Origin of the sequence: Spirosoma sp. SC4-14 (genome assembly GCF_037201965.1) — a bacterium.
Lineage (GTDB): Bacteria > Bacteroidota > Bacteroidia > Cytophagales > Spirosomataceae > Spirosoma.
The window spans coordinates 2,377,176-2,399,918 of record NZ_CP147518.1 but is presented as its reverse complement, the minus strand read 5'-3'; the positions used below and the strand labels follow the sequence as shown (position 1 = coordinate 2,399,918).

General features: G+C 49.8%; 18 protein-coding genes. 8 read left to right on the top strand and 10 right to left on the bottom strand.

Going from position 1 to position 22,743, the window contains the following annotated elements:
* Positions 1–15 precede the first annotated feature (15 nt).
* Positions 16–120 carry a hypothetical protein gene (locus WBJ53_RS09765; protein WP_338877175.1) on the bottom strand — a complete coding sequence of 35 codons (105 nt, stop codon included), beginning with the start codon at positions 118–120 and terminating at the stop codon, positions 16–18.
* Positions 121–294: 174 nt separating this feature from the next.
* Here WBJ53_RS09765 and WBJ53_RS09760 point away from each other — a divergent pair, with 174 nt between their 5' ends.
* Complete coding sequence (locus tag WBJ53_RS09760; RefSeq protein WP_338875906.1) at positions 295–576, top strand: PrpF domain-containing protein; 282 nt, start codon at positions 295–297, stop codon at positions 574–576.
* A 529-nt stretch (positions 577–1,105) separates the two neighbouring features.
* Here the strand turns inward: WBJ53_RS09760 and aac(3) are convergent.
* Positions 1,106–1,948, bottom strand: a complete 843-nt coding sequence (gene aac(3) / locus WBJ53_RS09755) for an aminoglycoside 3-N-acetyltransferase (RefSeq protein ID WP_338875905.1) — start codon at positions 1,946–1,948, stop codon at positions 1,106–1,108.
* 87 nt (positions 1,949–2,035) lie between these two features.
* On the opposite strand from aac(3), the gene WBJ53_RS09750 reads away from it, so the two are divergent.
* The 3 genes from WBJ53_RS09750 to WBJ53_RS09740 all read left to right on the top strand — a co-directional run bounded on the left by WBJ53_RS09750 (position 2,036) and on the right by WBJ53_RS09740 (position 8,244).
* Entirely contained in the window at positions 2,036–2,368 is a 333-nt protein-coding gene (locus tag WBJ53_RS09750) for a DUF6660 family protein (protein WP_338875903.1), read from the top strand.
* Positions 2,369–2,464: 96 nt separating this feature from the next.
* Complete coding sequence (locus tag WBJ53_RS09745; protein WP_338875901.1) at positions 2,465–6,883, top strand: CusA/CzcA family heavy metal efflux RND transporter; 4,419 nt, start codon at positions 2,465–2,467, stop codon at positions 6,881–6,883.
* Between the two features lie 26 nt (positions 6,884–6,909).
* Positions 6,910–8,244 (top strand): efflux RND transporter periplasmic adaptor subunit, encoded by a 1,335-nt coding sequence (locus tag WBJ53_RS09740; RefSeq protein WP_338875900.1) that lies wholly within the window; start codon positions 6,910–6,912, stop codon positions 8,242–8,244.
* 138 nt (positions 8,245–8,382) lie between these two features.
* Here WBJ53_RS09740 and WBJ53_RS09735 read toward each other — a convergent pair whose 3' ends face one another.
* From WBJ53_RS09735 to WBJ53_RS09725, 3 genes are all read right to left on the bottom strand, one after another.
* A complete protein-coding gene (locus WBJ53_RS09735) occupies positions 8,383–8,637 on the bottom strand; it encodes a hypothetical protein (protein WP_338875899.1) in 255 nt (84 codons plus the stop codon).
* A gap of 297 nt (positions 8,638–8,934) precedes the next feature.
* Complete coding sequence (locus WBJ53_RS09730) at positions 8,935–11,448, bottom strand: FdhF/YdeP family oxidoreductase (RefSeq protein WP_338875898.1); 2,514 nt, start codon at positions 11,446–11,448, stop codon at positions 8,935–8,937.
* A 141-nt stretch (positions 11,449–11,589) separates the two neighbouring features.
* Positions 11,590–12,627, bottom strand: coding sequence for a dienelactone hydrolase family protein (locus tag WBJ53_RS09725; RefSeq protein ID WP_338875897.1), 1,038 nt, complete (start codon positions 12,625–12,627; stop codon positions 11,590–11,592).
* A gap of 207 nt (positions 12,628–12,834) precedes the next feature.
* Between WBJ53_RS09725 and WBJ53_RS09720 the strand changes: the two genes are divergently transcribed.
* From WBJ53_RS09720 to WBJ53_RS09710, 3 genes are read left to right on the top strand one after another with little or no spacing between them, the layout of a single operon-like run.
* Complete coding sequence (locus WBJ53_RS09720) at positions 12,835–16,203, top strand: C25 family cysteine peptidase (protein ID WP_338875896.1); 3,369 nt, start codon at positions 12,835–12,837, stop codon at positions 16,201–16,203.
* Positions 16,200–17,591 (top strand): hypothetical protein, encoded by a 1,392-nt coding sequence (locus tag WBJ53_RS09715; protein WP_338875895.1) that lies wholly within the window; start codon positions 16,200–16,202, stop codon positions 17,589–17,591. Before WBJ53_RS09720 ends, WBJ53_RS09715 begins: the two co-directional genes overlap by 4 nt.
* Positions 17,519–18,064 carry an alpha/beta hydrolase gene (locus WBJ53_RS09710; protein ID WP_338877174.1) on the top strand — a complete coding sequence of 182 codons (546 nt, stop codon included), beginning with the start codon at positions 17,519–17,521 and terminating at the stop codon, positions 18,062–18,064. The genes WBJ53_RS09715 and WBJ53_RS09710 overlap by 73 nt, the downstream gene beginning before the upstream one ends.
* Here WBJ53_RS09710 and WBJ53_RS09705 read toward each other — a convergent pair.
* A complete protein-coding gene (locus tag WBJ53_RS09705) occupies positions 18,045–18,707 on the bottom strand; it encodes a thiamine diphosphokinase (RefSeq protein WP_338875894.1) in 663 nt (220 codons plus the stop codon). The genes WBJ53_RS09710 and WBJ53_RS09705 overlap by 20 nt on opposite strands.
* A gap of 184 nt (positions 18,708–18,891) precedes the next feature.
* On the opposite strand from WBJ53_RS09705, the gene WBJ53_RS09700 reads away from it, so the two are divergent.
* Positions 18,892–20,061 carry a glycosyltransferase family 87 protein gene (locus WBJ53_RS09700; RefSeq protein WP_338875893.1) on the top strand — a complete coding sequence of 390 codons (1,170 nt, stop codon included), beginning with the start codon at positions 18,892–18,894 and terminating at the stop codon, positions 20,059–20,061.
* Between the two features lie 24 nt (positions 20,062–20,085).
* Here the strand turns inward: WBJ53_RS09700 and kdsB are convergent, their stop codons facing one another.
* The 4 genes from kdsB to WBJ53_RS09680 all read right to left on the bottom strand — a co-directional run bounded on the left by kdsB (position 20,086) and on the right by WBJ53_RS09680 (position 22,740).
* Complete coding sequence (kdsB, locus tag WBJ53_RS09695) at positions 20,086–20,847, bottom strand: 3-deoxy-manno-octulosonate cytidylyltransferase (protein WP_338875892.1); 762 nt, start codon at positions 20,845–20,847, stop codon at positions 20,086–20,088.
* 35 nt (positions 20,848–20,882) lie between these two features.
* Entirely contained in the window at positions 20,883–21,578 is a 696-nt protein-coding gene (locus WBJ53_RS09690) for a phosphatase (protein WP_338875891.1), read from the bottom strand.
* Between the two features lie 58 nt (positions 21,579–21,636).
* Positions 21,637–22,488: a 3-deoxy-8-phosphooctulonate synthase gene (gene kdsA, locus WBJ53_RS09685; RefSeq protein WP_338875890.1), complete on the bottom strand. Its 852-nt coding sequence runs from the start codon at positions 22,486–22,488 to the stop codon at positions 21,637–21,639.
* Positions 22,489–22,584: 96 nt separating this feature from the next.
* Complete coding sequence (locus WBJ53_RS09680) at positions 22,585–22,740, bottom strand: DUF433 domain-containing protein (protein WP_338875889.1); 156 nt, start codon at positions 22,738–22,740, stop codon at positions 22,585–22,587.
* Positions 22,741–22,743: the final 3 nt, after the last annotated feature.

Below are 22,743 nucleotides of genomic sequence, written 5' to 3'. Positions count from 1 at the left end.
ATTTGTTTCTGAATTTCAGCGGATTGTTTCTGGTTTCTGCTCCCGAAATTCGGTAGGCGATAAGCCAGTATGCTTTCGAAAGAATTTGGCGAAGTAGTTCGTAAATTCGAAATGAAGCAGGCAGGCAATTTCGGAAACAGAATAGGTAGGACAGGTCAGGTATTTGCGGGCTTCATCCAGAACCTATTGCTATACTAACGACTGGCCAATTTACCCGCTACCGACCGGCAAATTCGATTCAGGTGCACAGGCGTAATAGCTTAGTTGAATGCGCGGGTAACTCAACCACAGGTTATGCAAAATTGGATGGCGTGCCAGGTTCACGAAGCCACTGGCATATCGGGAGCCATATCAACGGCAACCACCTGTTTACTAGCCGGTTCAGTAGCCGAGGGTATCGCCATTGTACCGCAAACAACCGAAATGGGTTATCCTGTTGAACACCCAACGGGTGAGTTTACCGTCCAACTGGAACAATGCCTTCAAAATGGCATACTGCACATTGGTAAATCGGTTCTCATCCGCACCGCACGTTTGCTGAGCCGGGGCGCTGGTACCGATCATGTGGTGAGTTAACAATCGACTGGTAAAAACACAAAAAAGCTCCCACATTTCAGCAGGAGCTTTCTAACTGGATCAGGGTAGCCTTAGCGTACCCGCATCCGATAAATACTGCGACCACGCAGGCCGACTATTGGGCCACCCACTTCGATAATCCGAGGGCGTGGAGGCCGGTTAATGTGCATAAGATTCGTTCTCATTAGTAGTTGTTGTTGTTTGTGAATGACAATGCAAATATGCGGCACGATCACAGACAAAGAGTACCGAATTCGTACCAACTGCCATAAAAGTCTGATGAAGCTGCTAAAAACATCAATCAACGGAAAGATCAGTTAATATAACATTTCCAAGCGCTTAACAACAATTAACCAATAATAATATAAAAATTTAAAGTTATTACATTTTTCCAATATGTTACTCGTCTGCAATTGTATGGCGGATATCTAAGGCTCACGTCTTTGACTCAACAATAAATTCATCAACACAAGCGTCGCAGACGCGAGTCCCAATCATCCGCGATTGTATCGCGGACGAGCACTGAAAGTCAACCAAACCGTTGCTCCAGCCATCGAACGGCAAATTGAACAATGGCTTTGGCAGAAACAATGACTGCACTGGCACCTCCAACCCTTCCTATCAGTCCACTTTCGGTATTCAGAAAGTCTTCGACAATTGTTTTGAAATAATCGGCGTCAAGTCCATCTACAACCGGATCGGCTGTATCAAACTCTTCAATCATACGCCAACAAACCTCACCGTCAAGTTGTAGTGGAACCTCCATATGCCGAATACGTTTGCCGGGAATCTGCGCCAGATGTTCGGCATGGTGCAAGATGCTCATTGTGTCCAGCGGTGCCCCAATCATCAGAATTTTCCCATCGGTCAACACCAGTTTTTCAAACGGAGAGCCAGGCCCATAACCATAATCGAATGGATGATCAGTTGTAAACCACTTGGCCAGCCGACCAATAGCCGCAACCGAAGCGCCTGGATTCTGACTCCGTAGCGCACCGGGCGTTGTGCGTACAAATTCAGCAAAAACACCATGATCACGGCTGGCACGGGAACTAAATGTGTTGAAGGGAGCAATATCCGGTTTTAGCACGGCTGGGATCTGCCCCAATTCATTCAGCGCATCTTCATACTGCTGCTCCCAGTTTACATAACAAAGCAATGTCCCCTGATTACCAATAACATCCCGAATGGCGTCAATTAATGTATCGGGGCCATTAAGCATGGGTCCTACAGCCCGCAAACCGGCATGAACCATCACGGCGTCGCCCGCCCGAAGACCTAACCTTCGGAGGTGTTCGCCCAGCAATCGCCGTGTCCAATAGAGGTTATCGCCAACCGTTAGCATAAAATTGGTCATTGGTTGATTTGTCATTGGGTAATAAGCAAAGAAATATAGGAATGACTAATAAATTCTCTTTTTGACTACCTGTTGCACAAAGTGTTACCGTACTTTTGGGACATGAAAACGGCAATCTGCGTGTTTCTGAGCGTTTATATACTCCTGCTGTCGGGGCTTCCCTGCGCCGATGGCGATATTGAGCTACGCGCTGAATCCCAGATCGCAACGCTGGCTACCGACGATCACCCGCATCCGACCAATCACGCGGGTGGCGATCAGTGCTCTCCGCTTTGTGTCTGTAGCTGTTGCGGCACTGTCGTGGATACTCCGTCACTTTTTCAGTTTTCGTATCTGCCGAAAATACAATTTCGACCAAGTCAGTGTTTTGGGCCTGTCACGACTGACCTCAGTGCTCCTACATTGCCAACCTGGCAACCTCCTCAATTAGGCTAAGGCAGGATACATACGCCCTTTCGACTCCATATCAACATGGCTGCCTCGTCACGGGCTCCCATTTCTTCCTCTGTTCCACCTTAGTACGTTTCCATCATGCTGGATGCTATCATCCGTTTCTCCATTCAGAATAAACTGATCATTGGCGTTTTTACCCTGGCATTGATTGTCTGGGGTAGCTACTCCATTAGTCGGCTTCCTATTGATGCCCTGCCCGACATCACCAACAATCAGGTACAGGTTATCACCCAAAGTCCGGCGCTGTCGGCCCTCGACGTCGAACGACTCATCAGTTTCCCCATCGAACAAACCATGTCTACCATTCCCGATCTGGTTGAGGTGCGGTCCATCTCCCGGTTTGGGCTATCCGTTGTTACTATCGTTCTGAACGACGATGTCGATATTTACCTGGCTCGTCAACAGGTTTTTGAGCGACTTCAGCAGGCTCGCAGTCAAATACCCGCTAATGCTGGCGAACCTGAACTCGCCCCCGTTACTACGGGCCTGGGCGAGATCTATCAGTATGTTCTGCGGGCTCAACCCGGTTACGAGAAAAAATACCCCCCTATGGAACTGCGGTCGATTCAGGACTGGATTGTTCGGAGGCAATTGCTGGGCACTAAAGGTGTTGCCGATGTCAGTAGTTTTGGTGGCTTACTTAAGCAATATGAAGTAGCCGTCGACCCGCAGCGGCTGCGAGCATCGGGGGTTACCTTGGATGAATTGTTTACGGCTCTCGAAAAAAACAACCAGAATACGGGGGGAGCCTATATCGACCGTCGGCCCAATGCCTACTTCATCCGGTCGGAAGGGCTCATCAATACCCTTTCCGACATTAATAAAATTGTTGTTCACCGAACACCCAACGGCATTCCGGTCACCGTTCGCGATGTTGCAACCGTACAACTGGGCAGCGCAGTGCGCTACGGTGCCATGACCCGGACCGGAGGCTCCCGCAATGGCGAAGGCGAGGTAGTAGGCGCTATTGTGATGATGCTAAAAGGTGCCAACTCGTCCGAAGTTATCGCCAATGTCAGGCAGCGCATCGAGCAGATCAAAAAATCACTACCCAAGGGGGTCGAAATTCACGCTTTTCTAGACCGCACGAAGCTGGTAGGCCGTGCTATTGGCACGGTAGAACGCAATTTGACCGAAGGCGCACTTATTGTCGTTTTTGTACTGGTGCTCCTGCTGGGCAATTGGCGGGCAGGCTTAGTGGTTGCGTCGGTCATTCCATTGGCCATGCTCTTTGCCGTTAGTTTAATGAATCTCTTTGGCGTATCGGGCAACCTGATGAGTCTGGGTGCTATCGATTTTGGCTTGATTGTCGACGGAGCCGTTATCATTGTTGAAGCAACGCTGCACCATATTGCCCTAAAAAAATTCCGGCATACTCTTTCGCAAACCGAAATGGATGAAGAAGTCTTCCAATCGGCCAGTCGTATCCGGTCGTCGGCGGCTTTCGGCGAAATCATTATTTTGATTGTCTATCTACCCATTCTGGCTTTGGTTGGCATTGAAGGGAAAATGTTCCGTCCAATGGCCCAAACGGTGGTTTTTGCCATTCTGGGAGCTTTCCTTCTGTCGCTCACCTACGTTCCCATGTTGTCGGCGCTATTATTGAGCAAAAAGCCCATTCAGGAAGCCCAAACAACAGTTTCAGATCGAATTATGGCCTTTTTTCACCGGCTTTATGATCCAGCCATTCGCTGGGCACTCGATCATAAAAAGCTGGTTGTCGGTTTGGCCATAGGGCTGTTTGGCGTTGCCGTATTCCTGTTCAGTCGATTGGGTGGTGAATTTATCCCTCAACTCGACGAAGGCGATTTTGCAGTAGAAACCCGCGTTATGACTGGCGCTTCCTTATCCCAATCGAGCGATGCCGCGTTGCAGGCGGGCCGCGTGTTGAAAGAAAACTTCCCGGAAGTCATTGAAGTCATTGGCAAAACGGGTGCGGGTGAAATTCCGACCGACCCAATGCCCATCGAGGCAACCGATCTGATGGTTATTTTAAAAGATCGACGCGAATGGACATCGGCCCAAAGCCGGGAAGAACTGGCCGAAAAAATGGAACGTAAGCTGAACCAAATTCCGGGCGTCGATTTCGGCTTTCTGCAACCGATTCAGATGCGGTTCAGCGAACTGATTTCGGGCGTCAAACAGGACATAGCCGTAAAACTCTTCGGCGAAGATCTGGGTATATTGGCCGACTATGCTGCGCGCATTGGCCGCATTGCGGCTACTGTTCCGGGAGCGGTCGACCTCTATGTTGAACAGGTATCGGGATTACCGCAGATTGTGGTCAAATTTGACCGGGATGCCCTGGCCCATTTCGGGCTATCAATTGAAGACGCCAACCGTTATATTCAGGCTGCGTTTGCCGGAGCCTCGGCAGGTGTCGTCTACGAAGGCGAACGCCGTTTCGATCTGGTAGTACGTTTACAGGCCCAAAGTCGGCAACGGCTCGAAGATGTGCAAAACCTGCTCATTGCTACGGTCGACGGTCAAACGATTCCCTTAAGCCAGATTGCCAGCGTATCGTTCCAGAACAGCATCAATCAGGTGCAGCGGGAAGATGCCAAACGCCGAATTACGATAGCTTTCAATGTGCGCGGGCGCGATGTTGAAAGCGTTGTCAATGACCTACAACGCAAACTGGATCAGCAACTGCAGTTACCACCGGGTTATTACCTTACGTATGGAGGCCAGTTTGAGAATCTCGAAGAAGCGAAAGACCGCTTAAGCCTTGCCGTTCCGATTGCCCTCGGGCTTATTTTCCTGCTGCTTTTTTTCACCTTCGGCTCTATCCGGCAAAGTCTGCTGATTTTCTCGGCCATTCCATTGTCGGCCATTGGTGGTGTGCTTGCCCTCTGGCTGCGCGACATGCCGTTCAGCATTTCGGCCGGAGTCGGCTTCATTGCCCTGTTTGGCGTAGCGGTTCTGAATGGGATTGTACTCATTGGCGAGTTCAATCACCTCAAAGCCGAAACGATTCTGCCGCTTCGGGATCGTATTTTGCAGGGAACCGCCACCCGGCTCCGCCCTGTGATGATGACGGCTCTGGTTGCCTCGTTAGGCTTTTTGCCAATGGCGCTCGCCACTACGGCCGGAGCCGAAGTGCAACGTCCATTGGCGACGGTTGTTATTGGGGGGCTGATATCGGCCACGCTGCTTACCCTCTTGGTTCTACCTTGTCTGTACTGGTGGGAACAAACCCGTTTTGGTCATAAATCCATAGAGCAACCATCAGCACCGGCCCTGTCGGGTAGCACCAGCCGACTCGCAAACTGGGTTTGGCTATGCCTCATCTGTGCTGCTATACCAGCGGCATCGGCTCAGAATGTAACCACGCTGACGCTCGAAAAAGCGCTGAATCAGGCGCAGGAACGCAATGGGTCAGCCCAGGTAAACGCACTCAACACAGCACTCCAACGAAGCAACCGGGGCACTGCCCGTGCCATTGGCCGTACGGATCTGTCGTGGATGGGTGGGCAGTATAATTCGCTGAGCTGGGACAACAACTTCACGCTGACGCAAACTATTCCGAATGTTAAGCTCATCAAACGGCTGGAACAACTGGCCGACGCTACCATCCAAAAAGCCGAACTACAGACCCAACTGACGCGCACTGATTTGCGGACGCAGGTAAAACGGGTTTACTATGCGCTCGCCTACCTGAGCGAACGACTCCGGCTATTGCAGCGTCAGGACAGTTTGCTGGTCGAGTTCCGGCGGGCCACCGAGGTTCGGCACCGAACGGGAGAAGGCACATCGCTGGAAGTAGCCACGGCCGATAACCTGCTGGGCGAAGTACGCAATCAGATTGCCATTTCGCAGGCCGACCAGCAGATTGCCAGCAACCAACTCCAGACCCTGCTCAATACAACCAGCCTACTAACAATTTCGGATAGCAGCCTGACTCGCCGACCCTTACCAATCCTTAGCGACTCCGCGCTGGCGCAAAACCCAACACTCGCCCTGCTGCGTCAACAGATCGATATTGCGGGTCGGCAAGTGGCGGTCGAACAGGCCCGGCTCCTCCCCGATTTTTCGTTGAGCTATTTTAACCAGTCGCTGATTGGTACGCAGACGGTCGACAACCGGGAGATTTTTTACGGGGGTGGTAAACGTTTTCAGGGAGTGCAGGTTGGTGTTGCCATACCCATATTCCAGAAAGCACAGCGTGCCCGAATCGAATCGGCGCAGCTAGACCAGCAGCTAAATAAAGCACAATTAGCCCTAAACCAGCGAAATATAGAAGGCGAACTGACTACCGCCATACAGGTTATTCGTCAGCACCAGTCCAGCCTGGCCTACTACGATCAAACGGGTCTTCCGGTAGCTCAGCGGCTGGCCGAGGGAGCACAAAAAGCCTTTCATGCGGGCGAAGTCAGCTACGTAGAATATTCGCAGGCCTTAACCCGGTCGTACCAAACACGCACCGGCTATCTCGATACGATCAATCAATATAACCAGGCCGTTATCGCCTTAGAACAAATTCTGGGCCTTCCATAGTACGATCCAGGCATCCTTACTCCTCTATGAACCTATTATTTTTCAGAAATCACCCGCGGCTCAACGATGTAGCATCCAACGCTCCCTGTAGCGGCTGGGCGGTTATTGTCTGTTTATTACTCCTGCTACAGGGAGCCTCCTGCCAGCCTGGCAACGATTCTACAACAGAGAAAGCGCCCAACAAAGCCCCAGACCATAAACACGCAGAAACACCGGATGACCGGGTTGAGTTAACCTCCGATCAGATCCGGATTGGTGGTGTTAGGCTGGGAAAAGTCGAGTACCGCAATCTGGGCCAATTGCTACAGGTGAATGGTCGGCTGGCGGTACCGGCTCAGAGTCAGCAGACAATTACAGCTCTATTGGGTGGTTTTGTCCGTAGCCTGCCTTTGCTTGTTGGCCAGCCCGTTCGAAAAGGGCAGCTTCTGGCCCGCATCGAAAACCCCGACCTGATCCAGATTCAACAGGACTATGCCGAAACCAGTAGCCGGCTTACATATCTGGAAGCCGAATTTGCCCGACAGCAGGAACTTAGCCGGGAAAATATCAGTGCGTTAAAGGTATTACAGCAAACAACCGCCGATCTGCATGCTACCCGCGCCCGCGTCAATGGGCTGGCCCACCGGCTTCGGCTCGTGGGCCTTTCTCCGCAGGCAGCGCTAACCGGCAAATTCAGTAGCCAGTATACGATAACGGCCCCGGTAAGTGGAGTTATTACTGATGTAACGGCTACGGCGGGTGGCTATGTACAACCTAGCGATGTTATTGCCCAAATCACCAGTAATGAAGGGCTTTATGCTGAGTTAACGGTATTTGAAAAAGACCTGCCCCGGCTGCGGGAAGGCCAGCGGGTAAGTATTCGACTCAACAACGAAAGAACCAAAGAGCGAATGGGACAGATTACTTACATCAACCGCGCTATCGATACCGATCGATCGGTTCGGGTTGTAGCCCGACTCGATCGACCCGATTCGCAGTTAGCCCCTAATACCTTTCTGAAAGCCAGTCTGGATCTGGGCAACAGTCGAGTAACGGCCTTACCGGAAGAAGCCATTGTTTCAGCCGAAGGCAAAGACTACATTTTTGTAGTAACCGACGAAGAAATCCCCGACGAGCACGAGGAAGGTAAAGCTGGCCATACTGACGATGAACACGACCCTAAAACAAGCCAACCGGAGCCGCACGGAACCACGTTTCGTCGTATTCCTGTTCGGCGGGGAGTAACCGAAGCCGGTTTTTCGGAGGTTACCTTACCGGCCAGTCTTGATCCTGCCAAAGCGCAGGTAGTGCTGAAGGGTGCCTTTACGGTACTGTCGCAGTTAAAAGCAGCCAGCGGAGAAGAGCATGGCCATGCTCACTGATTCATGAAAATGTATTCGAGCCTGCACCAACCGGCAGGATTTACGAACGAAACAAGCCCTGATCGACTCTGCAACTCGTTGCAGAGTCGATCAGGGCTTATGCGTCAATCGATTAGCGAAGTAACGATTTCTTAATGACTAATTGACCGGTTTGGCGGCATCAGTTTCAATATACTGCCCATCGTTGCCAAATACTGCAACCACCGCCTTGCCATCCTGCGTAAAATGGGCGTATGAATAGTCGGCATTGTGCGTCCATTTTACAGACTCTACATTGCCAAATTTTTTCGTAAATGCTTTTTCAACCGTTTCATTCGGGGCAGTTGTTGAACTGCACGCCATAAACCACATGCTAAGAAAAAGAACAGCCGTCCAGTTAATAATCGTTTTCATAGTTTTGATGATTAGTTAGAATACGGATGCCCAGGGCTTATCTCTGGTAGTTAGTGGTAGGAATCTAACTGACACCCTGACGACGCAAAAGTCGTTATTTTTCAAACGTTTCGCCTTATCAATCAGCAGATATTACGCTGATTTTAATCATCTTTGGGAGATGAGCGGTCACTAAAACCACGCTGGGTCACAAACTGCTATTGACACTATCAGTGCCAGACAATGGTCTGGAAGAAGATCATCGTATTATTATCAGCCTGACTTGCATAACGTATACTTACCAAAACAAGCCATTGCCTAGGCCATTACGGTTTCAGCGACGGGTTCTATGGTAACAATCACAAATTTTGATGTTGGTGTATTGCTCCTATCGGCAACGCTCGCTACTGGCACTAATACGTTAGCTTCCGGAAAATAGGCGGCCGTATTCCCTTTCGGAATGTTGTAAGGAATGGCAATCACCCGTTCCATTGTTCGGGTTTGCCCTTCATAATGGCTCGTAATGTTCACCAGCTGACGTTCTCCAATACTGCGCCCAACCATGTCCTGCGGGTTCATAAACACAATACGCCGTTCGCCATGAATACCCCGATACCGATCATTGTAATCATAAACGGTTGTATTGAACTGATCGTGGCTACGAATGGTCATCAGCACCAGTTGATCAGGCTCCAGATGATGCATGACCATATCCGTAATGGAAAAATTGGCTTTCCCGTTTTCGGTCTTAAACGTGCGCTCACGCGGACCGTTAGGCAGATAGAAGCCTCCCGGCTGGCGAATCTTTGTATTGAAGTCTTCAAAACCGGGAATTACCCGGCTAATATCGTCACGAATACGGTCATAGTTTGCGGTATAGCTATCCCAATCAACGGTACTGCGTTTGCCCAGTGTTGCTTTTGCCATACCGCAGATAATCGCCACTTCGCTACGCATTTCGCCTTCCAGCGGTTCCAATGCACCTTTGCTCTGACCGACAACACCCATTGAATTTTCGCAGGATGTAAACTGCTGCCCCGACGTTTGCCGATCAATATCGAGGTGAGCCAGGCAGGGTAAAATCAGCGATGTAGAACCCGTGGTTAGATGCCCTCGGTTCAGTTTAGTGCTCACAAAAGCCGTAAGCCGGAGTTTCCGCATAGATTCGGCGGTAAATTCCGTATCGGGACCTGCCGACAGAAGATTCCCGCCCATGCTCACAAATACCTTGATTTTTCCCTTGTGCATGGCTTTGATAGAGTCGACGGTATCCAGTCCATGGTCGCGGGGTGGCTCAAAGGCATATTCGTTCGCCAGTGCATCCAGAAATTCTTTTTTCGGTTTTTCCCAGATTCCCATTGTGCGGTCGCCCTGCACATTCGAGTGGCCACGAACGGGACAAACACCCGCGCCCGGAATACCGATAGCGCCTTTGAGAAGATGCATATTCACAATTTCCTGAATGCTCATCACCCCATTTTTCTGCTGGGTAAGTCCCATTGCCCAGCAGGTAATGATCTTCTGTTTAGGCGCAATCAGGTTTGCCGCTTCGAGCAATTGTGCGCGTGAGATGCCACTCATCTGCTCAATGTCTTCCCAGGCGGTGTTGCGAATAACGGCCACAAATTCGTCGTAATGGGCGGTATATTGCTGGATAAATGCCTGATCGACAACCGTGCCGGGGGCTTTTTCTTCGGCAGCCAGCAGGTGCTTCATAATGCCCCGCAATACGGCCATATCGCCGTTTATTTTCACCTGCAGAAACAGGTCGGCAATGGGCGTACCATGCCCTAATAGCGTCCCCACTGCTTTGATGGGGTTCATAAAATCCTGCGGGTTTTTGAACCGGGTAAGGCCCGTTTCATGCAAGGGATTGACAGCTATGATTTTTGCCCCTTTACGCTTGGCTATCTGTAGGGCGGTCAGCATCCGAGGGTGATTCGTTCCCGGATTCTGCCCCATAATGATAATCACATCAGCCTCATGGATATCGTTGAGCGTAACGGACCCTTTGCCAAGTCCCAATGTAGGACTCAGGGCCGAGCCACTGCTTTCGTGGCACATATTAGAGCAATCGGGCAGGTTGTTGGTACCGAACTGCCGCACAAAGAGTTGGTACAGATAAGCAGGCTCGTTGGGTACTTTACCCGATGTATAAAAAACAGCTTCATCGGGCGATTGAAGGGCATTCAGTTCATCGGCAACGAGCCGAAACGCATCTTCCCACGTTATGGACCGATAATGGCTATCTCCTGATCGCAGCACCAGCGGATGTGTCAGACGCCCGGCATTATTCAGATCCCGGTCGGTCATATGCGACAGCTCGACAACGCTATGTTTGGCAAAAAATTCCGGATCAGCACGTCGGGTATCAGCATCGGAGGCCGTAGCTTTGGCTCCGTTTTCGCAAAATTCGGCAACCGAGCGGTGTCCATCCGGATCGGGCCAGGCACAGGACGAGCAGTCGAAACCATCTTTCTGATTGAGCTTCAGCAGTGCATGAGTCCCCCGGCCAATTCCGCCCTCACGCCAGGCAAATGCCCCCGATTTCAGTACAGCAGGCACTCCGGCGGCTATTTCGGATGGTTGATCGACCCGAAGGCCCGTCAATATTTCAGGCGGTTGAGCCAGAATAGGGAATGTATGTTTTGCGCCAACGGTATCGGGTGCCGGTACGATTTGCCTGTCGGCATTGGGTTTGCCCTGCGGATTATAATGATCCTGGGCCGAATCTCCTCCCTGTGCTGGCCGAGCACCGCTTTTTGGTTGCCGATCGACAGCCTGTTCGGATTGGCTGGCTAGTTTCTTTTCGTTGTTGGGCGACTTCTCCATGACAAAGCAGCTATTAACATCAATTGCCCTTGACAGGTGGCAGGTACGTAGTTTCTAAACTCATTCCGGGCCAAAATGGCTTATTAAAACACGATTATAGACATAGATTTAGAGTAAAGCGGCTCAAAAACGTCGCTCCATTCACAACCATTTTGTAAAGAAAGCCAGTATATCGGCTCGCATGGCGGCTGTTTCCAGATGGCCTACCTCATATATCCGCAGTTGCCAGGCATCCGGCGCTCCATCCTGTTCATATATCGCTTTCAGGTTTTTATCGATTTTTGCCAGCCCATCCAAAGGCGTCAGCGGGTCGAAGCGCCCGGCCAGTCCAAAATGCGGTCGTGGCGAAATAAGGCCATTGATTTCCGACGTTGTAAAATGATTCAGCAGATCGGGAACGTAGTAATAAATGCCATGCAGCCCTAGCCCTTTGGCGGCAATAAGCGACTGATAATCGGTCAGACAACACAGATCGACACAAACCTTTATGCGCTCGTCGAGGGCCGCCAGCCACCAGGCCATCGTACTTCCCATCGACATACCCATTGTTGCGATTCGGGCCGGATCGATTTCGGGTCGGGTTTGCAGATAATCCAGCGCCCGCAGGTTGTCGTAGACCATCATTCCCCACAATACCTGTCCATGCCAGAGCATTTCTTTAAAGGTATCGGTTTCGCCCCGTGCGCGTCGTTCGCCAAAGCACCAGCTATCGATGCATAAACCGGCATAGCCTGCCCGTGCCAATGCCAGTGCATAGGGAGGTTTCTGCATTTCGGGCCGTCCGCGCACAAATTCTTCCTTCCCAACGTCGTACTGCCCAAAATGCGAATGATTAAACAAAACGACCGGTACTTTGCCAGTTTGCTGTTTCGGTCTTGTAAAATAGGCCGGTACCTGTTCGATACCGTTCAGGTCGAGCAACAATTTTTCGATAATCAGCTCATCGGTTTCCTGTTTGTCGATAAGGGTTACCGTTATAGGCCGGTTTCGGTTGGGGAGTTTTCCGAGCAATTGATACAGCTCTTTCCGGCGCTCGGCCTTGCCAGTCATCGGATTATGTTCAGGCATATCTTGTTGAATGGCTTGTATGGGCGTTTTCGGGCAGTCTGAAAAAGGCCGCCAGTCTATTGTATAGAGCAGGGGGAGTACTGCGCCTAACAGTCCGAATTTGTAGTTCATGTTACGATTGCTAAATCAGTAGCTCTTGTAAGTCGTATTAAAAAATAATCCGTGAACTAAAGCTACTCATCGGCCTGGTATCCGTCAAAAGTCTTTCCTCATACTAAAAGTCTCTTTCGCTACCAAAACTTTATTCAGTTACTAGAGTCATAAACCCATTTCTCTAATCGAAGCCCCCGGCAACCTTACCGTCATTTTGAATACCATATGTTCCGTAACTTACTTGTCTTGCTCGCTGGCGTACTAAGTAGTATTGGCCTTGAGGCTCAGCCTCTGCCTATTGGTAATGAATGGATTAACTTTAGCCAGACCTATTTTAAGATTCCCGTTGCCCAAACTAGTTTATATCGCATCACAACAACCGAATTGCAAAAAGCGGGGGTTCCTGTCAGTCAACTTGACCCTACCACCGTCCAGCTCTTCCATCGGGGTGTGGAACAGGCCATTTATGTTGAAGGTGAAGCCGACAAACGATTCGACGCGGGCGATTTTCTGGAGTTTTATGGGCGAGGTAACGATGGTACTCAGGATTCACTCCTATACCGGCCAGCCAGCGCCCAACCGCATAAATACTACAGCCTTTTCAGCGACACGACGGCCTATTTTCTGACCTGGCGGCTCGACGGTAAGCCCGGCAGGCGAATGGCAACCTATTCGGATACTAACTTTACGAACCTTACGCCCGAAGCCTACCACTGGGAAGAAGAATTACGCGTGTTTACCCAAACCTATCCGGCTGGTAATATTTATCCCATCGGAGCCAACTACGAAAATGGAGCTATTCTCACTAGTTATGATGTTGGCGAAGGCTGGACGGGACCAGTCGTCAAAACAAACGATCGGTATGATCAAACCTTTACGCTCGCAAATTTCATATCAATCAACGGAATAAATCCACGAGCTAGTTTTCTAGTGGTTGGCCGAAACCCTGCCAATCATCGGGTTAATTATCTGGCGGGAGCATCGCCAACTACTTTCCGTACGCTCACGAGCACCCAGTTCAAAAATTATAATACAGATCAATTCGAAACAGAACTGACAACCAGCGACATCTCGGTAGCAGGAACGATTATTCTAACTATACAACCGCAGGAAACAGGCGAAGAAGTGTCGGTATCCTACCTAAAATTACAATATCCTCAACGTACAGAATTTGGTACAGCCTCACAGAAAATCCTTCGTTTAAACACGAACGTGGCAGGCCGTTCCTGGCTGGATCTAGGCAATGCTGGCAATACAAGCCGTATTTTTAATATTACGGATCCCATAAACCCGTCACGAATAAATGGTCAGCTTTCGGCGGGACACTGGCAGGGTATCATTTCCAACACACAGTTTACCCAGACACTGTTAGCCGTTAAAAAACCGCAATCTGTTCTAGCAATAAAGCCTGTTTTTTTCCGGCAAATAGATGCCTTAAAGCCCAACTACCTTATCGTTACCCATTCGTCTCTTCGGCAGCCAATAGGTAACGAAACCGATCCGGTTCGAGCCTATGCTTCGTATCGCGCATCTGAAGCAGGAGGTGGTTATGATACCCTGACGGTAACTATCGATCAGCTTTTTGACCAGTTCAGCTATGGCGAACGTCATGCCCTGGCTATCCGCCGATTTGCCGATTATATGCTGCGCAACGGAGGCTCAACACATAAATTTTTATTTCTGATTGGGCAATCGCGCGACCCACAGGGAATTCGTAAAAACTCAAATGGCCCCCTGCTCGATCTGGTACCTAATGCAGGCTGGCCGGGTTCTGATCTGGGATTGGTACAGGGGTTAAATGGGCAACCGACTGATGTACCAGCTATGCCGATTGGGCGTCTGAATGCATCAAAATCGCAGCAGGTGCTGGATTATCTGAACAAGGTGAAAGAACATGAAAACACAACAGAGCCAGCCCTGTGGCGCAAGGATATACTCCATTTGAGTGGCGGAGCAAATTTGTACGAATTGCAGGCGTTTCGAAGTTTCACCGATAGCTTTAAAGCAATTATTGAAAGTCAATATGTTGGTGCAAAGGTCACTACGCTATCGAAACAGACCGACAATCCCGTAGAAACCCTATCCGTTGTCGATCAAATTAACCGGGGTGTGAGCATGATTTCCATGTTCGGGCATTCAAGTCTGGATGTAGCCGATGTCGATATTGGATTTGTCAGCGACGACCGTCTTGGCTATCGGAACAAAGGCCGCTATCCTTTTCTGCTGGCCAATGGCTGTGCTGCCGGTAATTTTTACTTCGGGCGTCCTACTTTTGGTGCCGATTGGATTTTAACCCCTGACCGCGGTGCCATATTGTTTCTGGCTCATACATACAATGGCTTTCCGTTTGCCCTTAAAAACCTCTCCGATCAGTTGTATAGCCTGCTGACCGATAGCAATTATGTGAGCCGTCCGGTCGCCTATCTTCATCAGGAAGCCATCCGACGAAATCTGGCCAAAAACACCTCTATATACGACATTACCACCTCGCAACAGGTGACCTTGCAGGGCGACCCTGCCGTCAGTGTTTTCCCCTTCCCGAAGGCGGATTTCGCTTTTGCAACAGGCAGCTTAGCAGTAAGCGACACTCATGGCGACACGCTAACAACCCAGTCCGATTCGGTTGTTATTTCGGGAGTGGTGGTCAATTATGGACGAGTAGCGAACCAACCCCTCCCGATCCGTATCAGACGTTATATGGCCAATGGGCAGCTTATTCGTGAACAACGCTTTATTCTGTCGGCTCCATTTTATGCCGATACGCTACAGTGGAAATTCCCAAATGACCGTACTACTTTAGGCACTCAGTTTTTTGAGCTTGTTATCGACCCTGACAACACAATTCCAGAAATCCGAAAAACGAATAACAAAGCCGAAATCAACACCGGTGACCAGAGCAGCCATCTCCCATTTACACCCGATCAGATTCCTCCTGGTATTGAAGTAGCATTCGATGGCAAACGCATTAAGGACGGTGACATTGTATCGGCACAACCCGTTATCGATATTCTTTTGCAGGACGAAAACAAAACACTGCTACGAACCGATACGACGGGCCTGGAACTCTACCTTCAAAGCCCCTGCCCTACAGGTTCATGTCCATATAAGCGCTTAAGCCTGCTTGGGCAGCGCGTACACTGGACAGCCGCCGGAGCCGATAATGCATTCCGGTTAAGCTATCAGCCAGACCAACCCCTGGCAGATGGCGTTTATGCTTTTGAAGCCATTGGTAATGATCTAAGTGGTAATCGGTCAGCCCCCTATCAAATTCATTTTACCGTCAAAAATCAGCCAGAAGTAGTATCTACGGGCGCTTACCCAAATCCGTTTAACTACCAAACTTCTGTTCACATTACCATATCGGGTAAAAATCCACCTGACAATCTATCGGTACAAATAAGCGACCTTATGGGACATATTGTCCGAACACTGGGAGGTTCAACACGAATCGGTTTAAATGAATGGTTCTGGGATGGCACTTCCGATACCGGCAGCAACCTGCCATCAGGAGTATATGTTTACAAAATTCTTGGGGCCGACTTCCTCCTGACTACTGATGCTCAGTTGAAAGGCCGAATCATCCTGAATCGATGAAAAACTCATACCTGATTTCAGCAGCATTAGGCGTAACAGGTTTACTTATCGCAGGTTTAATCCTGATCAACCCCAATCATTTTACCAGTATTGACTCGGGTTATTATCTGCAATCGGCCACAAGTCTCTTAACGGGACAGGGCTACCGCTTTCAGGAAGACCGGCATCTGGTCTGGAATGGTGTTTTCCCCATTGGTTACTCTGCCCTCATAGCTCTGCTTTCGGCACTGACTGGCGTTTCGGTATTGATCGCATCGAAACTGGTTAACTATCTGGCCTTGTGTTTTTCTGCATGGCTATGGGTTCGTCGACTAAGCATCAATCGATCATTTTGGCTACTATCAGTATGGTGGCTGGGTAGTTTTCTGAAAATTCTGGCCTATACATGGTCCGAAACCCTGTTCTTAATCCTGCTGGCCGAATGGGTCTGGCAATTACACCTATTTCTCGAGCAACCATCAGGCGGGCGTTCAGGCCTTCTTTGGGGAAAGGGTTATCTGTTGTTTCTGATACGATATATGGGGGGGTATACATTCGGGCTTTTAGGTTGCCTCGGATTGCTCATTTGGATCTCCCCAAAATGGCTTCGGAATTGGCCAGACATTTCGACCAGTAGAACTATTTACGGGCGTTTATTGGTAATTTCATGTCTGGGAATAGCTGGAATGGGTTTCTATTTCTGGCTAAACTATCGGCTATCGGATTCTATGTATGGTGGAGAACGCTTTTTTCTAACCAGCTCAGTTCATGAACTGAGCTGGTTGTTCGGTCGGGCATTGCTGAATGAATGGTTACTCATCCGGGATTTTCTTCCCAATGAATCGAACCAACTAGCCTGGCTAGGCATGATCATTCAACTCGTTCTATTTGCCATTTTTTACGAGCGATTTTCTAATAAAATCCGTGCTTTAACCAGTTTAACAAGCATCCCTCCTGTAAGCCGTTTGTTCTTTCTGACAGGAGTAACCTATTTACTGGTTCTCTTTTCGATCCGAATTGTGAGTCCTTATGCTGGGCCTAATCTGCGGCTCATGGCCCCGTTTACTTTTTGTATACTAGCTGCCGGATTGATCTGGATAGGGTCACAATCTATAATCTGGCAGCGGTTTATTCGTCCCTACTGGATTGTTCTACTACTTTGCTCCTGGTTACAATTACTACCACAGGTTGATTTTAATCGGAAACTTGAACGAATCCGGGCTAAATTGCTAGCCGAATCAACGGACTTCCAGCGACTCCACTTCGATCAGCGTTATAACTACCTCCTATGGCCACACAACCAACCGTTTACCTTGTTCCCCGATGGGGCGGAACCATCTACTCCGACTGGTATGACTGGATTGATAAAGAAATTCAGAACCGGCATGGTATTTCGATTATCCGATTAAAGATGCCAAACTGGCACCAACCCAATATTGCAGAATCTGCCCAGTACCTGTTCAGCCAAATTGATCAACTCACCCCATCCACCTATTTTATTGCGCATAGTGTTGGCTGTCAGGCTGTAATTCGGTTTCTGGCAACGAAAATCGAAACCGATCCGGGGCTAAAAATTGGCGGCTTGCTGTTCGTAGCAGCCTGGATCAACGTCGTAAAGTCCTGGAGTACACTCGACCCCTGGCTCAACAATGCTACACTGCCCTATCAGGCTATCGCCAATCGGTCGGCTTCCCGCAAGGTGGTTATTTCTGACAACGACCCATTCACCCCCGACTACAAAGCCAACGAAACACTCTGGCACGACCAGCTACACGCCGATGTTACGCTGTGTCATGGCCGGGCTCATTTCAATGGAGCCATTGAACCGGCCGTTCTGGAAGCATTCGAAGACATGATGTCGGCTAATCCCAGCATTCCATAATCAGCAGGTCGCCGGTTTTGGCTTCAATTCGCACAAAACCGTCTTCGGCAACTTCATTGCTGCTACTGGTACGGTAGCCCAGCTTGAGGGTGGCGTCCTGAAGATTATATTTCAAGCCTTCCGACGTAAACCCGGCTACGGTACCGACCGGAATCAGCGAAATGGACGTTCCGGCTTCGTACCATTTTTCGAAATGGCCAACCAGCGGAAAAATCCGGGAATGATCATCGATCATCACGATCCGAATCTGATTTTTATACCGAACAATATTGGTCATGTTGGTCAGGCTATGATCGGCCCGCCGACCGGTTGCCCAGACTATATTGACTGCCGGATAGCCCTGTTCAATCAGGTATTCAATCCCCTTATCGAGGTCGGTCTTGTCCTGATCGGGGGTGTGCACAATTTCCAGTGGATATTGTTGTTCACGAATTGTGTCGAGATCCAGTTGGCGGTCGAAATCACCCAGCAGTACATCGACCTTAATGCCCAGTTCGAGCACCCGCCAGATGGCGCTATCGAGCACAACCACCGTTGGGCTCCATTCCAGTAGCTGCCCCAATAGGTCGGGCTGGCAGGCTTCGCCATTGGCGATCAACAAAGCGGGTTCCTGTTTTTCGCGGACAATATGATGAGATGACATAAGCAAAAAGTAAAGCTCCCCAAAAGCCCCCTAACCCCCAAAGGGGGAAGTGCTGCCGCCAGCTTTTGCTGCCAAAGGTAGCTATTCGAATGCGACAGCAACTAAGCGGCAGCACTTCCCCCTTTGGGGGTTAGGGGGCTTCTAATTAATTTTACAGAAAGTAACAACCTATTCTCCTCTGATTTTGCAACGAGTTCTTCATTTTCTGACGCTCCGACGTTTATTATGGCTATATATTATTGCCTATTGTGCGGTAGCGGTCCAGAACTACTTGCTGGGTTATGGTAATTACAACAATTACCTGATGTTTGCCAAGCCGTTTCATAACCTGCTTCTGGACAAAAGCATTTACGGCTTGCATCCCAATCTGTATTTCGACAACTACAAATATAGCCCGACATTTGCCTGGCTGATGGGGCCATTTTATTACTTACCCGACTGGCTGGGCATCATTCTCTGGAATTTACTCAACACGCTGGTACTGCTAACAGGCGTCTGGTTTTATCTATCCGATGAACCCGACCCAGCCAAACAGCGTCGTACGGCCCTGCTAATCATTTTCCTCGAAGCGCTTATTACGGCTCAGAATCTACAGAGTAATAACCTGATTGTTGGGGCAATGTTGCTGGGTCTCTATCATCTTCGCAACGAACGTGTCTGGCAGGCGGCCTTCTTTTTTGTGCTTTGTGGCTTCATTAAGTTTTATGGTATGGCCGCAGCCGGATTTTTTCTGTTCTATCCGAAAAAGCCGCAGTTCATACTGGCCATGCTTGGCTGGATTGTTCTGTTTGCTATTGCTCCGCTCACCATGATTCCGCCCGCTCACCTGCTGGCCGAATACCGCGAATGGTTCGATGTGATCGTTGTCAGCAAACTGGGCTTGCAGGTCTCAGTTATGGGAATTGCACAGGCCTGGTTCGGTATGGCCAAAACCGATAGCAACTATCGTATTATCGAAGCGGTCGGTGCTGTGCTGTTCCTGCTTCCCTTCCTGCGATTTAGCCTCTGGTCGGATCGGTTGTTTCAACGCCGGATGGTCGCTTACTTTCTGCTGTTTATGATCGTTTTCAACAAAATGGCCGAATCGCCAACCTATGTGCTGGCCGTGACGGGTGTGGCTCTGTGGTGGATAACACTCGACGTGCCAACGCCACTGGATCGTATTCTGCTAACACTGGTAGTTGTTTTCACCTCGCTATCGCCCACCGATATTTTCCCCAATATCGTGAAAGAGCAGTTTTTTCAGCCTTATAACATCAAAGCTGTGCCCTGTATCCTGATCTGGGCGCGGGTTCAATATCAGATCTGGACACAGCCAAAACCGGTCAGGCAGCTATTGCAACCCACGAGATGAACGTTGACAAAGCGGAGAGCTTTGTCAACGTTGTCCCATATCCCGCAGTGCTTTTTCAATATCGATCGGATCATCGACGCTTGGCGTCTGAAACTGTGTTTCAACAAGCTTGATGCGATAGCCAGCTTCGAGCCAGCGTAACTGTTCCAACGACTCAGCCCGTTCGAGCGATGAAGGCGGCAGGAGTGTAATTTTTTCCAGAATATCGGCCCGGTACGCGTATAAACCGACATGCCGATGATAGCTGTGATGCAGATGCCAGACCATCGGGTCTAGCCCCCACAGATGCGGAATAGCCGCCCGACTGAAATATAAAACTTCATTCTGAGCGTTAATCACAATTTTGGCTTCTTTAGGATCATGCAGTATCTCGGCCGAATCGACCGAGGCCATCTGCGTAGCCAGTTCAACAGTGCCATCCAGAATAGCCGCTAGCTCATCAATCTGAGCCGGATCGATAAACGGTTCGTCGCCCTGAATATTGATAATATAGTCTGATGCTTTTGCCCGGAGTTCGTCTTCTGCAATAAGATGACTATAGGCCTCCCAACAGCGGTCGGTTCCGCTTGGGTGATCGGTGCGCGTCATTATGGCTTCGCCACCAATCCGACGAACTTCTTCGGCAATTCGTTCGTCGTCGGTAGCTACGACTATTTTATCCAGAGATTGCGCCTTTTCGGCTTGCTCCAGAACACGCTGAATCATTGTTTTACCGCCAATATCAGCCAATGGCTTCCCCGGAAAACGGGTCGATCCATAACGGGCGGGTATAATACCAATTATCATGAGATGCTAGATAGTAGACGCTGGATGCTGGATGTTTATTTCGGTTCCGGTCCAGTAGGGCCAACGGTCCAGTAACTGGGGTCGATAGCTTGCCGTTGCTGGTAATACTGATCGTAAACGGGGCGATAGCGCAGACGTTCGTTCATGACGGTTTCGAACTGACCGAGCAGCCCCAGCATGAGTTCACAGCCTTCCCGAACAGCAAAATGACCACTTTCATTACCCGTAATGTAGTCGACATGTCCGTTGCGAATGACATAATCGGTAAAAAGTGGATTAGCTTTCCGGCGAATCATGATTCGAACACCTGCCACTTCGGCAACCGACAAATCGAGCGCATCATCGAAGAAAAAAGCCACCTGCTGCGGTTGCAGCTTGTGCTGATCCAGAAAATGAGCCAACACCTCTACTTTATTCTTAGCCTGTGAATAACAGGCATGAAAATGTTCGCGGCCAACCAGTTTATCGGCCAGCGCATTGTCGACACCGGTAACGATGGCCACGGCAGGCAATTGGCCGCCATGATGCAGCCAAAAACCAAACCGAAGCAGGTTTGTACCCATTGAATCGATTTCGCTAAAGGAACTACTCCCTGCTTCGGTTTTGATACCGTCGTTAAAAACGCCGTCCCAGTCGAACACAATGGCCCGGATGGTTTTCAGTTTTTCAGTAAGTACATCGGCAGGCGTAACAAACTGCCCACCCAGATCAGTGAAGATTTGTTCGATCATTTGAAGTAGTGAAGAATGAAGACCGCACCGGTGGCCCGGTCTTCATTCTTCACTTAATTTACGCCAGTTCTGGAAGTGTATTCCGATATTTTACCTCAACGGCATGCAGTTCGAGCAGCGGTTTCAGGAACTCTTCGAGGTAACGGATGTCGAGTTGGCTGGCAGCATCGCAAAGGGCTTCCGACGGGCAGGTATGCGTTTCAACAAACAGGCCATCGACACCGGCAGCCACACCCGCGCGAGCCAGAACGGGCAGGTATTCGCGGGCACCGCCTTTGGCATCGGCCGACGGAATACCGTATTTCCGAATGGCGTGCGTTACGTCGAACACTACCGGGTAGTTGGTGCGGGCCATGTGATAGAACGAACGGGGATCGACCACCAGATCGTTATAGCCGAAGGTGTAGCCGCGCTCGGTCAGAATGATCTGATCATTACCCGAATCTTCGATTTTTTTGACCGGATGCTTCATGTTTTCCGGTGCCAGAAACTGCCCATGCTTGACGTTGACGACGCGGCCGGTCTTGGCAGCAGCCGTCACCAACATGGTTTGCATACACAGATAAGCCGGAATCTGGATCACATCGACCACTTCGGCTACGGGTGCACACTGGTCGGGATAGTGAACATCGGTCAGCACCGGGAAGCCAAATTGCTCCTTCACTTTAGCCAGCACCTGAATGCCTTTTTCGAGACCGGGGCCATTGTAGTAGTTGAGGCTCGACCGGTTGTCCTTCTGAAAGGACGATTTATAGATGATTTTGATGCCCAGCCGCTCCTGAATTTCGCGGAGTTGCTCGGCTACGGTCATCATAATTTTTTCGTCTTCGATTACGCAGGGGCCGCTGATGAGGAATAACTCATCGGTCCCGCATTCGATGTCGCCAACGCGAACAATTTTTTGAGACATTTTTCTACTTGATTAACGTAACTTATCTGGTAAGCCACTATTGATTTTTTTTAGCCAGGCACTTAACCTCAAAGTAAACAGGCTCGAATATCTTCTTCAGTAATATAAAGGATACTCAGCCAGAATTTCCTGATAGGTAGCCCCATTAGCCAACAAACCAAGAATATACTGAACCGATAAGCGCGTCCCGGTAATAACAGGCTTGCCCGTTAAACTAGCTGGATTAGTTGTGATGCGCTTATCCAAGTCCATATC